13 protein-coding genes are annotated in these 14,883 nt (G+C 69.5%); 7 read left to right on the forward strand and 6 right to left on the reverse strand.

The genetic code is table 11. The features are described 5' to 3' along the window. Complete coding sequence (gene dhaK / locus ACIP6W_RS09365) at positions 1 to 1,002, reverse strand: dihydroxyacetone kinase subunit DhaK (protein WP_066654323.1); 1,002 nt, start codon at positions 1,000 to 1,002, stop codon at positions 1 to 3. Between the two features lie 312 nt (positions 1,003 to 1,314). Between dhaK and ACIP6W_RS09370 the strand changes: the two genes are divergently transcribed. After that, a complete protein-coding gene (locus ACIP6W_RS09370; protein WP_251155489.1) occupies positions 1,315 to 2,040 on the forward strand; it encodes an MIP/aquaporin family protein in 726 nt (241 codons plus the stop codon). 43 nt (positions 2,041 to 2,083) lie between these two features. Continuing rightward, positions 2,084 to 3,595 carry a glycerol kinase GlpK gene (gene glpK / locus ACIP6W_RS09375; protein WP_209682576.1) on the forward strand — a complete coding sequence of 504 codons (1,512 nt, stop codon included), beginning with the start codon at positions 2,084 to 2,086 and terminating at the stop codon, positions 3,593 to 3,595. Positions 3,596 to 3,810: 215 nt separating this feature from the next. Here glpK and trpD read toward each other — a convergent pair whose 3' ends face one another. Next, the gene (gene trpD / locus ACIP6W_RS09380; protein WP_066654317.1) at positions 3,811 to 4,866 is read right to left on the reverse strand and encodes an anthranilate phosphoribosyltransferase; all 1,056 of its coding nucleotides are present in this window, start codon (positions 4,864 to 4,866) and stop codon (positions 3,811 to 3,813) included. A 70-nt stretch (positions 4,867 to 4,936) separates the two neighbouring features. Between trpD and ACIP6W_RS09385 the strand changes: the two genes are divergently transcribed. The 5 genes from ACIP6W_RS09385 (at position 4,937) to ACIP6W_RS09405 (ending at position 10,338) form a co-directional block, all read left to right on the forward strand. Next, on the forward strand, positions 4,937 to 5,575 hold the full coding sequence (locus ACIP6W_RS09385; protein WP_058727853.1) for a heme-copper oxidase subunit III: 639 nt from the start codon (positions 4,937 to 4,939) through the stop codon (positions 5,573 to 5,575). A gap of 21 nt (positions 5,576 to 5,596) precedes the next feature. Beyond that, positions 5,597 to 6,400, forward strand: a complete 804-nt coding sequence (locus ACIP6W_RS09390; protein WP_066654316.1) for a cytochrome c — start codon at positions 5,597 to 5,599, stop codon at positions 6,398 to 6,400. A 33-nt stretch (positions 6,401 to 6,433) separates the two neighbouring features. Further along, positions 6,434 to 7,501: a ubiquinol-cytochrome c reductase iron-sulfur subunit gene (locus tag ACIP6W_RS09395; RefSeq protein ID WP_066654314.1), complete on the forward strand. Its 1,068-nt coding sequence runs from the start codon at positions 6,434 to 6,436 to the stop codon at positions 7,499 to 7,501. Beyond that, complete coding sequence (locus tag ACIP6W_RS09400; protein ID WP_066654312.1) at positions 7,501 to 9,195, forward strand: ubiquinol-cytochrome c reductase cytochrome b subunit; 1,695 nt, start codon at positions 7,501 to 7,503, stop codon at positions 9,193 to 9,195. The genes ACIP6W_RS09395 and ACIP6W_RS09400 overlap by 1 nt, the downstream gene beginning before the upstream one ends. 183 nt (positions 9,196 to 9,378) lie before the next feature. Continuing rightward, positions 9,379 to 10,338, forward strand: a complete 960-nt coding sequence (locus ACIP6W_RS09405) for a phosphodiesterase (protein WP_251160218.1) — start codon at positions 9,379 to 9,381, stop codon at positions 10,336 to 10,338. A 307-nt stretch (positions 10,339 to 10,645) separates the two neighbouring features. Here ACIP6W_RS09405 and ACIP6W_RS09410 read toward each other — a convergent pair whose 3' ends face one another. From ACIP6W_RS09410 to ACIP6W_RS09425, 4 genes are all read right to left on the reverse strand, one after another. After that, entirely contained in the window at positions 10,646 to 12,199 is a 1,554-nt protein-coding gene (locus tag ACIP6W_RS09410; RefSeq protein ID WP_209682584.1) for a stealth conserved region 3 domain-containing protein, read from the reverse strand. An 86-nt stretch (positions 12,200 to 12,285) separates the two neighbouring features. Further along, entirely contained in the window at positions 12,286 to 12,729 is a 444-nt protein-coding gene (locus tag ACIP6W_RS09415; RefSeq protein WP_400429150.1) for a DUF6804 family protein, read from the reverse strand. Next, positions 12,729 to 13,313 carry a GDSL-type esterase/lipase family protein gene (locus ACIP6W_RS09420; protein WP_209682587.1) on the reverse strand — a complete coding sequence of 195 codons (585 nt, stop codon included), beginning with the start codon at positions 13,311 to 13,313 and terminating at the stop codon, positions 12,729 to 12,731. Before ACIP6W_RS09420 ends, ACIP6W_RS09415 begins: the two co-directional genes overlap by 1 nt. Next, a complete protein-coding gene (locus tag ACIP6W_RS09425; RefSeq protein ID WP_251155484.1) occupies positions 13,310 to 14,842 on the reverse strand; it encodes an SDR family oxidoreductase in 1,533 nt (510 codons plus the stop codon). The genes ACIP6W_RS09420 and ACIP6W_RS09425 overlap by 4 nt, the downstream gene beginning before the upstream one ends. Positions 14,843 to 14,883 lie beyond the last annotated feature (41 nt).

The following is a 14,883-nucleotide window of genomic DNA, read 5'->3' on the forward strand; positions in this document are numbered from 1 at the left end:
TCAGCGACCCCAGCGCAGCGCCGGGGTCTCCACCGGGGCGTCCCAGAGTGCCGTGAGCTCCTCGTCGAGCACCGTGACGGTGATCGAGAAGCCCGGCATCTCGAGGGACGTGACGTAGTCGCCGACCACGCTACGCGCGACGTGGTGGCCACGGTCCGTGAGGACCTCGGCGGCGCGCCGGTAGACGATGTAGAGCTCGGACAGCGGGGTCCCGCCCATCCCGTTCACGAGGAGCAGCAGCTGCGAGCCCGCAGGCGCGTCGAGGTCGGCGAGCACCGGTTCGAGCACGCGGTCGACGAGTTGGTCGGCCGGAGCCATCGGGATGCGCTCGCGGCCGGGCTCGCCGTGGATGCCGATCCCGAGCTCGACCTCGTCGTCGGCGAGCGTGAAGGACGGCTCCCCCGCGTGCGGGACGGTGCCGGAGCCCAGGGCCAGGCCCATCGACCGGGTGACCTCGTTGACGCGGCGGGCGACCGCCGCGACGGCGTCGAGGTCGTCGCCGCGCTCGGCTGCGGCGCCGGCGCACTTCTCGACCACGACGGTGCCGGCCACGCCGCGGCGTCCTGCCGTGTAGAGCGAGTCCTGCACGGCGACGTCGTCGTCGACGACGACGGACTCGACGCGGATGTCCTCCAGCTCGGCCAGCTCCGCCGCGGTCTCGAAGTTGAGGACGTCGCCGGTGTAGTTCTTCACGATGTGGAGCACGCCCGCTCCCCCGTCCACCGCCTTCGTCGCGGCGACGATGGGGTCCGGGGTCGGACTGGTGAAGACCGGCCCCGGCACGGCTGCGTCGAGCATGCCGTGGCCGATGAACCCGGCGTGGAGCGGCTCGTGCCCGCTGCCGCCGCCGCTCACGATGCCGACCTTGCCGCGGACGGGGGCGTCGGCGCGGTGCAGGTGGATCGGGTCCTCGACCAGGACGACGTGCCCCTCGTGCGCCCGGGCGAACCCACGGACGGTCTCGGTCACGACGTCGTGCGGATCGTTGATGAGCTTCTTCATGACGGACCTCCACGAGGACGGGGGTCGACCGCGGGCGGATCCACACCGCCGTCGTCGACCGGAGTGCGTTCACCCTACAGCGACCGCCCGTTCGCCTCGGGTGCACGTTCGTGCAGGGCCATGCTCCCGCGGCCCCGGTGCGGGATGCCGGACCGCACACCGCTCGTGCACGTTCGTGCAGTTTCGCGGACTCGACTCGTTGCGTGATCGCGTCGCGACGATTCGCCTCACTATGCTCGGCCCCAATCACTCGACGGGGAGTGCCGGACGCAGCAGCCACCGGACCCCCACCACTCGCACTGGAGGTCACCGATGGACGGCATCGGCGTCAATTTCATGTCAGAGCTCGTCGGTACGGCGTTGCTCATCATCCTCGGTGGCGGTGTCGTCGCCGCCGTCTCGCTGACGAAGTCCAAGGGCTTCGGCGCCGGCTTCCTCATGGTCACGATCGGTTGGGGCTTCGCGGTCTTCGCCGGCGTCACCGTGTCGTACAGCTCCGGTGGTCAGCTCAACCCCGCCGTGAGCCTCGGCCTCGCCCTGCTGGGCAAGATCACCGTCGGCGAGATGTTCCTCTACTGGATCGCCCAGCTCATCGGCGCGATCATCGGTGCCGTCATCGTCTGGCTGGCGTACAAGCAGCACTTCGACGAGGAGCCCGACGCGGCCGCCAAGCTCGGTGTCTTCTCGACCGGCCCGGCCATCCGCAGCTACGGCTGGAACGTCGTCACCGAGGTCATCGGCACCTTCGTGCTCGTGTTCGTCGTGCTCGCCTTCACCAACGGCAAGACCCCGGCCGAGCTCGGTGCCGTCCCCGTCGCCTTCCTCGTGATCGCGATCGGTGTCTCGCTCGGTGGCCCCACCGGCTACGCCATCAACCCGGCCCGTGACCTCGGCCCGCGCATCGCCCACGCGATCCTCCCGATCAAGGGCAAGGGTTCGAGCGACTGGTCCTACGCCTGGGTCCCGGTCGTCGGCCCGCTCGTCGGTGGCGCCCTCGCCGCCGGTGCCTCGACCTTCCTGCTCCCCGTCGTCTCCTGACGACCACCCGTCCACCACACCGAACGCAACCCAAGGAGAACCCATGGCCGACTACATCGTCGCCATCGACCAGGGCACGACCTCGACGCGCGCCATCGTCTTCGACCACTCCGGCTCGATCAAGTCGGTCGGCCAGAAGGAGCACGAGCAGATCTTCCCGCGTGCCGGTTGGGTCGAGCACGACCCGGCGGAGATCTGGGACAACGTCCGCGAGGTCATCGGCCAGGCCCTGTCCCGCGCCGACATCACCCGCCACGACGTCGCGGCGGTCGGCATCACCAACCAGCGCGAGACCGCCGTGGTCTGGGACAAGAACACCGGCAAGGCCGTCTACAACGCCATCGTCTGGCAGGACACCCGCACGCAGTCGATCGTCGACGAGCTCGCCGACGGTGACACCGACCGCTACAAGGCGATCGTCGGCCTGCCCCTCGCCACGTACTTCGCCGGTACCAAGATCGCCTGGATCCTCGACAACGTCGAGGGTGCGCGCGAGAAGGCCGAGGCGGGCGACCTGCTCTTCGGCACCACCGACACCTGGGTCCTCTGGAACCTGACGGGTGGCACCGACGGCGGCGTCCACAAGACCGACGTCACGAACGCGTCCCGCACGCTGTTCATGGACCTCGAGACGCTCCAGTGGCGCGACGACATCCTGGCCGACTTCGGGGTGCCGAAGTCGATGCTCCCGGAGATCGTCAGCTCCTCCGAGGTCTACGGCCACGTCGAGTCCTCCAGCCTGCTCCGCGAGGTCCCGATCGCCGGCATCCTCGGCGACCAGCAGGCCGCGACCTTCGGTCAGGCCGCGTTCGACCAGGGCGAGTCGAAGAACACCTACGGCACCGGCAACTTCCTCATCTTCAACACGGGCACGGAGATCGTCCGCTCGGAGAACGGGCTGCTCACCACGGTCGGCTACAAGCTCGGCGACCAGGAGACGCACTACGCCCTCGAGGGTTCGATCGCCGTCACGGGCTCGCTCATCCAGTGGCTCCGCGACAACCTCGGCATCATCGGCAGCGCCCCGGAGGTCGAGGCCCTCGCCAAGACCGTCGAGGACAACGGTGGCGTGTACTTCGTCCCGGCGTTCTCGGGCCTGTTCGCGCCGTACTGGCGACCGGATGCCCGCGGTGCCCTGGTCGGCCTGACCCGCTACGTCAACAAGGGGCACATCGCCCGTGCCGCCCTCGAGGCGACGGCGCTGCAGACCCGCGAGGTCCTCGACGCCGTGAACGCGGACTCCGGCGTGGACCTGACCGAGCTCAAGGTCGACGGTGGCATGACGGCCAACGACGCGCTCATGCAGTTCCAGGCGGACATCCTCAACGTGCCGGTCGTCCGTCCGGTCGTCGCGGAGACCACCGCCCTCGGTGCCGCGTACGCCGCCGGTCTGGCCGTCGGGTTCTGGGCGAACCTCGACGAGCTCCGCGCCAACTGGCAGGAGGACCGGCGCTGGGAGCCGCAGCTCGACGACGCCGAGCGCGACCGCCAGCTCCGCCTGTGGAAGAAGGCCGTCACGAAGACCTTCGACTGGGTCGACGAGGACGTGCGCTGACGCGCTGACGAGGTGACCGCCTGGAGGCGCGGTGTCGGTCCGACGGGCCGGCACCGCGCCTCCAGGCCGTTGCGGTGGTGCGTCCGGCGCGGGACCCCCGTGTCCGTCTGCTCGCCACGGGACGCCGCCCGCACGACGAGACGCCCCCGGATCCGGGGGCGTCTCGTCTTCTCCGGTGCGGCTCGCGCCGACGCCGGCGTCCCGCGCGGGGCTGCTCAGGCCGCCGGCGCGGCGCCGACCCAGTCGGCGAGCTTCCGCGCGGCGGCGCCGGAGTCGACGGCCTCGGCTGCGACGGCGAGCTGCTCGCGGAAGCGCTGCAGGATCGGTCGGTCCGCCTGCTCGGGGTCCTCGGCGAGGCGGAAGGACACCAGGCCGGCGGCGGCGTTGAGCAGCACGATGTCGCGGACCGGACCGGTCTCACCCGCCAGCACGCGGTGCACGACGGCGGCGTTGTGCTCCGGGTCGCCGCCGAGCAGGTCCTCGGTGCGCGCGCGGGCGATCCCGAGGTCGCGCGGGTCGAGGTCGTGCTCGGTGACGCGGCCGCCCGTGACCTCCCAGATGTGGGAGTGGCCCGTCGTGGTCAGCTCGTCGAGGCCGTCGTCGCCGCGGAACACGAGCGCCGTGGCGCCGCGGGTCTGGAAGACACCCGTGATGATCGGGACGAGCTCGAGCTGTGCGACGCCCACGGCGTTCGCCTCGCACCGTGCCGGGTTCACCAGCGGGCCGAGGAAGTTGAAGACCGTCGGCACCCCGATCTCACGCCGGACCGGTGCCGCGTGCGCGAAGCCGGGGTGGAACGCGCTCGCGAACGCGAACGTCAGACCGACACGCCGGAAGGTGTCCGCGACACGCGCGGCGTCCATCGTGAGGTCGAGTCCGAGCGCGGCGAGCACGTCGCTCGAGCCGGACTTCGACGAGCTCGCGCGGTTGCCGTGCTTGACGACCGGCACGCCCGCGGCCGCGATGACGATCGCGGCCATCGTCGAGACGTTGACGGTACCGACGACGTCGCCGCCGGTGCCCACGATGTCGAGCGCCATCGGGTCGACGTCCAGCGGGACGGCGGCGTCGAGGATGGCGTCGCGGAAGCCCACGACCTCGTCGACGGTCTCCCCCTTGGCCCGGAGCGCGACCGCGAAGGCCGCGATCTGTGCGGCGGTCGCACGTCCCTGGACGATCTCCTCCATGGCCCACGTGGACTGCCTGATCGAGAGGTCCTCGTGCGCCATGAGCGCGCTGATCACTGCAGGCCAGGAGAGTGCGTGGGACATGGCTCGATCGTACTGAGTTCGAACGACCCGCCAGTGTCCTGCGAAAACACTGTCAGTGGTTTCGGCCATAATGGAGGACGTGACTAGCACCCCTCTCTCCAGATCCGCCAGCGGTCCGGTCCTGAACAGGCCGAACGCCGTTGCCGTGGGGACGATCGTGTGGCTGGGCAGCGAGGTCATGTTCTTCGCCGGCCTGTTCGCGATCTACTTCACCCTGCGCAGCACCTCGCCCGAGCTCTGGGCGACCGAGACCGCCAAGCTCGAGGTGCCGTTCGCCTCGGTGAACACGATCATCCTGGTGCTGTCCAGCTTCGCCTGCCAGTTCGCGGTGTTCGCCGCGGAGCGCTTCCAGGTGCACCGCACGAGCTGGAACCCGAAGGACTGGGGCATGACGGAGTGGTTCTTCGTCACGTACTGCATGGGCGCGATCTTCGTCTGCGGCCAGATCTTCGAGTACGCGAACCTCTGGCACGAGGGCGTGACGCTCTCGTCGAGCGCCTACGGTTCCGCGTTCTACATGACCACCGGCTTCCACGGCCTGCACGTCACGGGTGGTCTCATCGCCTTCCTCCTGACCCTCGGCCGCGGCTTCGCCGCCAAGAACTTCGGGCACAAGGAGGCGACCACCGCGATCGTCGTGTCGTACTACTGGCACTTCGTCGACGTGGTCTGGATCGGCCTCTTCGCTGTCATCTACCTTCTCAAGTAGGAACTGGACACCCCCCACCGCATGTTCACCAGAAGCAAGTCCAAGAAGGGCCGCCGTTCCCCGATGGCGACCGTCTCGCTCATCGTCGTCGGTCTCATGACCACCGGCGGTGCGTACGCGCTGTTCAGCTCGACGGCCAACGCCGACGACAGCACCACCTCCGCGGTGTCCAGCCAGTCCAAGGTCAACGAGGGCGAGAAGCTCTTCGCCTCGAACTGCGCCACCTGCCACGGTCTCGACGCGCAGGGCACCGGCGAGGGTCCGTCCCTCATCGGTGTCGGCGCCGCGTCGGTCGACTTCCAGGTCGGGACCGGTCGCATGCCGATGGCCGCGCAGGGCCCCCAGGCCGAGGAGAAGCCCGCCCAGTTCACGGACGAGCAGATCGACGCCATGGGCGCCTACGTCGCGTCGCTCGGCCCCGGCCCGTCGATCCCCTCCTCCGAGCTCACGAACGGTGGCGGCGACGCTGCCGAGGGTGCCGAGCTCTTCCGCATCAACTGCGCGATGTGCCACAACGTGGCCGGTGCCGGTGGTGCGCTGACCGAGGGCAAGTACGCCCCGAACCTGCAGTCGGTCTCCGGCAAGCACATCTACGAGGCCATGGTCACGGGCCCGCAGAACATGCCGGTCTTCAACGACCTCAACCTGACGCCGGAGCAGAAGGCCGACATCATCACGTACCTCAAGTACGTGCAGGACAACAAGTCGCCGGGCGGGTTCGCCCTCGGCTCCCTCGGCCCGGTGGCAGAGGGTCTGTTCATCTGGATCTTCGGACTCGGCGCGGTCGTCGCGATGACCGTCTGGCTGACCGCGAAGTCCAACTGATCGTCCGTGTCGAACGACACTGAAGGGAACACCATGGCAGAGCACGACGACGAGGCAGTGAACTCGTCCTCGGCTGTCGAGAAGCACGGCGCGACCAGCACGTCGGCCGGGATCGCGGTCGTCCCCGCGGACCCGTTCGAGAACCCGGGTGAGCCGCCGCACCGCGCGCGCCGCACCGATGTCGACCCGAAGAAGCAGCGTCTGGCCGAGCGTCAGGTCGCCACGTTCTTCTACCTGTCCATCGTGGGCAGCGTCCTCGCGATCGCCGCGTACATCGCCTTCCCGATCGACCCCGAGGACTTCGGCACGGTCCGTGCCGGCAACCTCTGGCTCGGTCTGGCGATCGCCCTGGCCCTGCTCGCGCTGGGCCTCGGCGCCGTCTACTGGTCGAAGTCGCTCGTCGTGGACCGCGAGATCACGGAACTGCGTCACAGCACCCGTGGCACCGACGCGACCCGTGCCAAGGCGGTCGAGGCGTTCCAGCTCGCCGACAAGGAGTCCGGGTTCAGCCGTCGCAAGCTGATCCGCAACTCGATGATCGGTGCCCTGGTGGCCTTCCCGCTGCCCGGTGTCGTCCTCGTCCGTGACTTCGCCCCGGCGGAGGACCCGAACGAGCTCCTGCGCCACACCTTCTGGAAGTCCGGCATGCGACTGACGAAGGACCCGACGGGTCTGCCGATCAAGGCGTCGGACGTCACCATCGGTTCGGTCTTCCACGTCATCCCGGACGGCATGCTCGACTCCGAGCACATGCTCGAGGAGAAGGCCAAGGCCTCCGTCCTCCTCATGCGTCTCGACCCGAAGGACCTCAACCCCTCCGCGGGGCACGAGGACTGGGGCTACGACGGCATCGTCGCCTACTCCAAGATCTGCACCCACGTCGGGTGCCCGGTCGCGCTCTACGAGCAGCAGACGCACCACCTGCTGTGCCCGTGCCACCAGTCGACGTTCGACGTCTCGAACAACTGCGAGGTCATCTTCGGCCCGGCTGCACGTCCCCTCCCCCAACTTCCGATCGCGATCGACGACGACGGCTACCTGGTCGCACAGAGCGACTTCCACGAGCCGGTCGGACCGTCCTTCTGGGAGCGTGAACGCTGATGACCAGCACCACCACCACGAGCGCGCCGGCCACGGCCACACGGCCCGAGCCGACGCGCGGGTCCCGACTCATCGGGGCCACCGCCAACTACATCGACGAGCGCACGAGCATCTCGGGCCTGGTGAAGGAGGTCGGGCGCAAGATCTTCCCCGACCACTGGAGCTTCATGCTCGGCGAGGTCGCGCTGTACAGCTTCGTCGTCGTCCTGCTGTCGGGGACCTTCCTGACGTTCTTCTTCCAGGCGTCGATGACCGAGGTCGTCTACAACGGCTCGTACGTCCCGCTCAAGGGCGTCGAGATGTCGACCGCGCTGCAGTCCACGCTGAACATCTCCTTCGACATCCGCGGTGGTCTGTTCGTCCGACAGATCCACCACTGGGCCGCCCTGCTGTTCGTCGCCTCGGTGATGCTGCACATGGCCCGCGTGTTCTTCACCGGTGCATTCCGCAAGCCGCGTGAGCTCAACTGGGTCTTCGGCTTCGTGCTCTGGGTCCTGGCCATGGCCGAGGGCTTCACCGGCTACTCGCTCCCCGACGACCTGCTCTCCGGCAACGGCCTGCGCATCATCGTCGGCATGATCGAGGGCGTCCCGGTGATCGGCGTGTGGATCGCCTACCTGCTGTTCGGTGGCGAGTTCCCGGGCACGGACATCGTCGGCCGCCTCTACACGCTGCACATCCTGCTGCTCCCGGCGATCCTCGTCGCGGTGCTCGGTGTCCACCTCGTGCTCGTCGTCATCAACAAGCACACGCAGTTCGCGGGCCCCGGCAAGACCAACGAGAACGTCGTCGGCGTCCCGATCCTCCCGGCGTTCGCCGCGAAGGCCGGTGGCTTCTTCTTCATCGTCGCGGGCATCCTCGCCCTCATCGCGTCGCTGTTCACGATCAACCCGATCTGGAACTACGGCCCGTACGACCCCTCCCCCGTGTCCGCCGGTACCCAGCCCGACTGGTACATCGGCTTCGCGGACGGTGCGCTCCGTCTGGTGCCGCCGCACTGGGAGGTCGTGTGGTTCGGCTACACGGTGTCGTTCAACATCCTCGTCCCGATCGCCGTCCTCATGGCGCTCATCATCGCGATGTTCGCCTACCCGTTCCTCGAGGCGTGGGTCACGGGCGACAAGCGTGAGCACCACCTGGCCGACCGTCCGCGCAACGCTCCGACCCGTACCGCCTTCGGTGCCGCGGGCATCACGCTCTACGCGTCGCTCTGGGCCGCTGCCTCGTCGGACATCATCGCGACGCACTTCATGGTGTCGATCGAGCACGTGATCCACGTCATCCAGGCCACGACGGTCCTCGGTCCGTTCGTCGCCTTCTGGATCACGAAGCGGGTCTGCCTGGCGCTGCAGAAGAAGGACCGCGAGATCGTCCTGCACGGCTACGAGTCGGGTCGCATCGTCCGGCTCCCGCACGGCGAGTACATCGAGGTGCACGAGCAGCTCGACGAGTACGAGCGCTGGAAGCTCCTGCAGTTCAACGAGTACAAGCCGCTCATGGTCCGTCCGGACGCCAAGGGTCGGATCACCGGTGTGCAGAAGGTCCGTGCGAACCTGTCCCGCTTCTTCTTCGAGGACCGCATCGCGCCGGTCACGAAGGCCGAGCTCGAGGCAGCGCACGCCGCGCACCACGGCCCGGAGCTGGAGGGCGACCACCAGGCCCAGGCTCCCGCGCTCGGCGCAGGCAACCACTAGGTTCCTCGGCAAGAACGAACGAGCCCCTCGACCACACCGTGGTCGGGGGGCTCGTTCGTTCGCCTGTTCTGGTGCAGACTCGCCACTCCCGGTTCACCGTGCATTCAGAGTGGCGTGCTGGACTCGTCATCGACGGTGTGGCAACGTGTTGCACCACGCATCCGCCAACGGAACGAGAGACCGATGGACAGCCGGACGGCCGAACACCCCAGGCCGAACCACTTCCTCCTCCACCTCAGCGACACCCACCTCGTGGCGGGTGACGGCGCGCTCTACGGCGACGTCGACTCCGCAGCACGGCTCTCGGCGATCGTCGCCGACATCGAGGCCTCCGGCACCCACCCGGAGGCCATCGTCGTCACCGGCGACGTCGCCGACAAGGGCGAAGCCGGTGCCTACGTCCGGATCCGCGACATCGTCGAGCCGGCTGCCCGCCGGATCGGCGCGCAGGTCATCTGGGCCATGGGGAACCACGACGAGCGCGGGGCCTTCCGCCAGGAGCTCTTCGGGCTGCAGCCGACCGATCGTCCGGTCGACTTCGTCTACGACGTGAACGGCCTCCGCGTGATCACCCTCGACACGAGCGTGCCGGGGGCACACCACGGCGAGGTCTCCCCCGCGCAGCTCGACTGGCTCGCCGAGGTGCTGTCCGAGGCGGCGCCGCACGGCACGATCCTCGCCATGCACCACCCGCCCGTGCCGAGCGTGCAGGACCTCGCCGTCCTCGTCGAACTGCGCGACCAGGCGGCCCTCGCGGAGGTGGTCGAGGGGTCGGACGTCATCTCGATCATCGCCGGACACCTGCACTACTCGACGAGCGCCGTGTTCGCGGGCGTGCCCGTGTCCGTTGCGAGTGCCACCTGTTACACGCAGGACCTCACGGAGTACCAGGGCGGTACACGGGGGCAGGACGGCGCGCAGTCGTTCAACCTCGTCCACGTGTACGGGAACAACGTCGTGCACTCGGTGGTGCCGATCGGCCACTACTCCACGGTCGGCGAACCGGTGTCGTCGGAGCAGACGGAGGCGCGTCTCGCGGCGGCCGGCATCGCCATCGCCCCGGCCGTCGAGCCGGCGCCCGTCACCTCGAGCATCCCGGTGTTCACCCTCGACACGGTGCCCACCTCCCCCGTCCGCCGCTGACGGCTGTCCGTCCTCGACGGCTGTCCGTCATTGACGGCCGTCCGCCGATGACGGCCTGACGTCGCTGCAGGCCGCACACCGACATGCGGGTGACGTCCCTGTGGGACGCGCGCCGAGCCTCCCGTCCGTCGCTGAGGCCACTCCTGCCCGCCGAGCGAGCACGACATGCCGCGCGCCGGTCGTCCGGCGGGCACGACTCGTCGCGCCAGCGCGCTGAGCGCGACAGGAAAGACCCGCTCGCTCGGCGGCGCCAGGGCTGGCCCGCTCGCCGCCACGAGGGAGACCGGGCCGGACGGTCCGCTGGGGGCTACTGCGCGTCCTGCTCCCACGGCGCCGGGAACGGGAAGTACTTCTCGAGGAAGTCCGTCACGCGCCGGGTGCGCTCGTCGTCGGAGACCTCCGGGAAGCTCCCGTCGTTCAGGCAGAAGAAGTCGACGTTCCGCTTCTTGAGCAGGTCCTCCAGCGCCTTCAGCCCGGACTGCATCGTCGTGTCGACGTAGCGCACCGGAGCGTTCTCCTGCACGATCGCCCGACCGGTGAGCAGCGCGTAGTAGTGGTACAGGGAGTTCGTCACGGAGATGTTCTCGGCCGCGCGGAACCGCGATGCCATCGTCGCGCGGAACTCGTCTGCGAACTCGTGCTCCATCTCGGTCATGATCGAGGCGCGCAGCGGTGTGGGCGCGTGCTCGAGGTGCCGTGTGGTCACCGCGCCGAAGCGCTGCTGCAGCAGGCGACGGTTGACGCGGGCGGAGTTCTCGAACCCGCTCCGTGCCGGGTTGTTCGTCCCGAGCCCGATGCGGGTGGTCGCGAGGATGAACTTCGACACCGACCCCGGGCTGAAGAACACCGAGGGCTCGACCATCCGTCCGAAGAACATGTCGTCGTTCGAGTAGATGAAGTGCTCGCTGATGCCCGGGATGTGGTGCAGCTGCGACTCGACGGCCTGCGAGTTGTGCGTCGGGAGCACCGAGGGGTCTGCGAAGAACTCCTCGCTCCGGACGATCCGGACCTTCGGGTGGTCGGCGAGCCACGCGGGCGCCGGCGAGTCCGTGGCGATGTAGATCTGGCGGATCCACGGCGCGAAGGTGTGGACGGAGCGCAGCGCGTACTTCAGCTCGTCGATCTGTCGGAAGCGCGCCGGAGCATCGTCGCCCTCCCCCAGCACGGCGTTCGCCTGCGCGGCCTGACGTGCCCGCTGGTACTCGATCGCGTTGCCGTCGACCCACGAGAAGACGATGTCGATCGGGAACCGGATGTCCGACACGTGGTCGTCGAACATGTGCTCGACGGTGCGCCAGGTGCGGCCGTAGCGTTCGATGTCGACGAGCTCGAACTCCTCGACGGGGAGACTGCGGCGCATCAGGGCGTTCTCGACGGGGGCGAGCACCTCGGTGTCGGTCACGCGCCAGAACTCGAGCTGCACGCTCGTCTCGGCGCCGTAGCGGAGGCGTCCCATCGGCTCGAGCCGGGGTCGGAAGAGCCGGAGCACCGGCTCGTCCACCGATCCGAGACCGTCGTCGACCACGAGCACGGCGGGCTGTCCCGGCGGCTTCGCGTAGAACGGCTCGTTGACCGCGGCGGCCATGATCGCGCTCTCGGCACGCTGCCGGTCGCGCTCGTCGACCGCGACGACCGGACGTCGGTCGTTGCCGCGGATGAGCAGGTGGTCGACGTCGCCGGCGGTGAGCGCGTCGTCGAGGAACAACAGGTCCTCGATCATCGACTGCTGGGGCGTCAGGTGCCCGTTGACCAGGGTCAGGCGTCCCTTGCGGACGACGACGTCAGGTCGGTCGAGACCGCCGGAGGACGGTCGAGGGTTCAGCAGAGGACTCTCGGTCGCCGGCTCGGTCTCGTGGCTCATCCATGCCCTTCGCATCGCGTCAGCCGGGCCCTGTGCCCGGCTCCTGCGATCCTACCGTCCGACGGGCGCGCGCGAGCGCCGCGCGGTCACGGTCGGGAGGCGCGCCCCGCGTCCGTCTCGCGCGGCACCTTGACGGCGATGCCGGTCAGGATGAAGGCCGCGGCAGCGACGAGCTGGAGGCCCGCCCAGACCTGGCCGGGGATCGGCACGATCACGACGGGGTTCCAGCACACCGCGATCGCGGCCGTGAGCGCGACGGCCCACCAGGAGCGGCCCCGGACGGCGAAGACGAGCACGATCAGCGCGAGCACCGTCACGCCCCACCGGACGAAGACGAAGCCCGAGGAGTCGAGGACCGCGACGAAGGCGATGAGGACGACCGCGGCGAGCAGCGACGGCGCGAGTGCCGGGCGCGTGAAGGGCGGCATCCCGTCGGCCGACGCCGCGGTGGTCGCCGGGCGCTCGTCGGGGCGGTGCGTCGGCACCCCCTGCAGCGACGAGCCTGCGGGGGGCCGACCCTTCCGTGCCATCAGGCGCCGGCCTCCTCGAGGTCGATCGCCTGGATCGGACGGGACATCGGCGGCAGCCCGCGGACGCGCTCGAGCGCCGGGACGAGCTCGTCGACGACCGCGCGGTAGCCGTCGGCGGTGAGGTGCAGGCCGTCCTCGGTGTAGCGGTCGGCGAGGTGGTCGTCCTCCGCGAGGGCCGGCCAGAGGTCGAGGTACTGGGCGTGGCAGGTGGCGACGAACTGACGGAGGTGCCGGTTCGCCTCCTCGATCTTGGCGCACCAGTCGGCCTGGCGGGGCAGGATCGACACGAGCAGCAGACGGACGCCGGGGAGCTCGCGGCGGAGCGTCACCAGGATCGACTCGACGCCGCGGACGACGTGCTCGACGCTCGACCGGTGGTTCCCGAAGTCGTTCGTCCCGATGAGCAGCACGATCACCTCGGGCTGCTCGGCGATCACGGCGTCGAGTCGCGCGAGCACCCCGTCGGTGGTGTCGCCGCCGACGCCCTGGTTGCTCGTGCGCTCGCCCGGGAGCCACTGGTCCCAGGAACCCTGCTCGGTGATGCTGTCGCCCAGGAACAGGACGGTGGGGTGTTCGGTGGTCATGCTGCCTCCTCGTGTACCGGTTCCTGCGGCCCATTCTGCTGGGTCCAGTTCCGCCCCGTCGACTCCGTGTGCTGCGACTCGCGCTCGGCCGCCGCCGTGATGCGTTCGACCATGCCGGGGAAGATGATGCCGTGGAAGGGCAGGATGCCGTACCAGTACAGGCGTCCGGGCAGTCCCTGGGGGAAGTAGATCGCCCGCTGGTGGTAGTCGCTGCCGCCGTCGTCGCTCGGGGTGACCCGCATCTCGAGCCAGGCGCGTCCCGGCGACTTGAACTCGGCGCGGAGCCGCAGGTAGCGCCCGCGTTCGAGCCGCTCCACCCGCCACCAGTCGAGTGCATCGCCCTGCTCCAGGCGGTGGGGGTCGCGTCGACCGCGGTTCAGGCCGACCCCGCCGGCGACCTTGTCCATCCAGCCGCGCGCCACCCACGCCAGGGGGAAGGAGTACCAGCCGTTCTCGCCGCCGATCGACTCCACGACGCCCCAGACGTCGTCCGCGCTCGCGCTCGAGTGCCGCTTCCGGTCGTCGACGTAGACGGTGTGCCCGGCCCACTCCGGATCGCTCGGCAGCGGGTCCGCCGGGGTCGAGGAGAGCGTGGCGCTGCGCCAGCTCGTCTGCACCTCGCCCTTCCGCATCTTCGTCAGGGCCAGCCGGACGGCACGGCGGTAGGAGGTGAGTCCGCCCTCCGGACGCGGGACGTACCGGTCGATGTCGTGCTCGCGTTGCACGCACTCGAACTGGAGCGACTCGATGATCGGTGTCGCGAGCTTCCGCGGGATCGGCGTCACGATGTTGAACCAGTGTGCGGAGAGACCCGGGGTCAGCACGGGCAGCACGGTGAAGCGCCGCTGCGGCAGCTTCGCCTCGACCGCGTAGCCGTTCAGCATCTGCCCGTACTTGAGGACGTCGGGACCACCGATGTCGAACGTCCGGTTGACGTCGGCGGGGATGCCGAGCGCCTCGACGAGGTAGTACAGGACGTCACGGACGGCGATCGGCTGGATGCGGTTGCGGACCCAGCGGGGTGCCGGCATCCAGGGCAGGACGTCCGTCACGTGGCGGATCATCTCGAACGAGGTGCTCCCCGAGCCGATCACGACACCGGCCTGGTAGGCGATCGTCGGCACGCCGGAGGCCAGGAGCACGTCCCCGACCTCCTTCCGGCTCCGGAGGTGCTTCGACAGCTCGCCGTCGGGGTGCAGTCCGCCCAGGTAGACGAAGCGGCGCACACCGGCGTCGTGGGCCTCGCGCGCCATCGTCTCGACGGCGTCCCGCTCGGCCTGCTCGAAGTCGCCGTCGGCACCCATCGCGTGCGCGAGGTAGTAGACGGCCCCGACACCCTGGACGGCGGACCGGACTGCCTCGGCGTCCTGCAGGTCGCCCTCGGCGACCTCGACGTCGTCGTGCCAGGGCACGTCCTGGAGCTTCCGCGGCGTGCGGACGAAGACACGGACGTCGTGCCCGGCCTCGAGGAGGCGGGGCACGAGTCGTCCGCCGATGTACCCGGTCGCACCGGTGACGAGGACCTGCATGGAGGGCACGGTACGCGCGTCGCCTCCGGGTAGGCTTTCCG

The organism is Curtobacterium sp. NPDC088465, assembly GCF_044753165.1.
Classification (GTDB): domain Bacteria; phylum Actinomycetota; class Actinomycetes; order Actinomycetales; family Microbacteriaceae; genus Curtobacterium.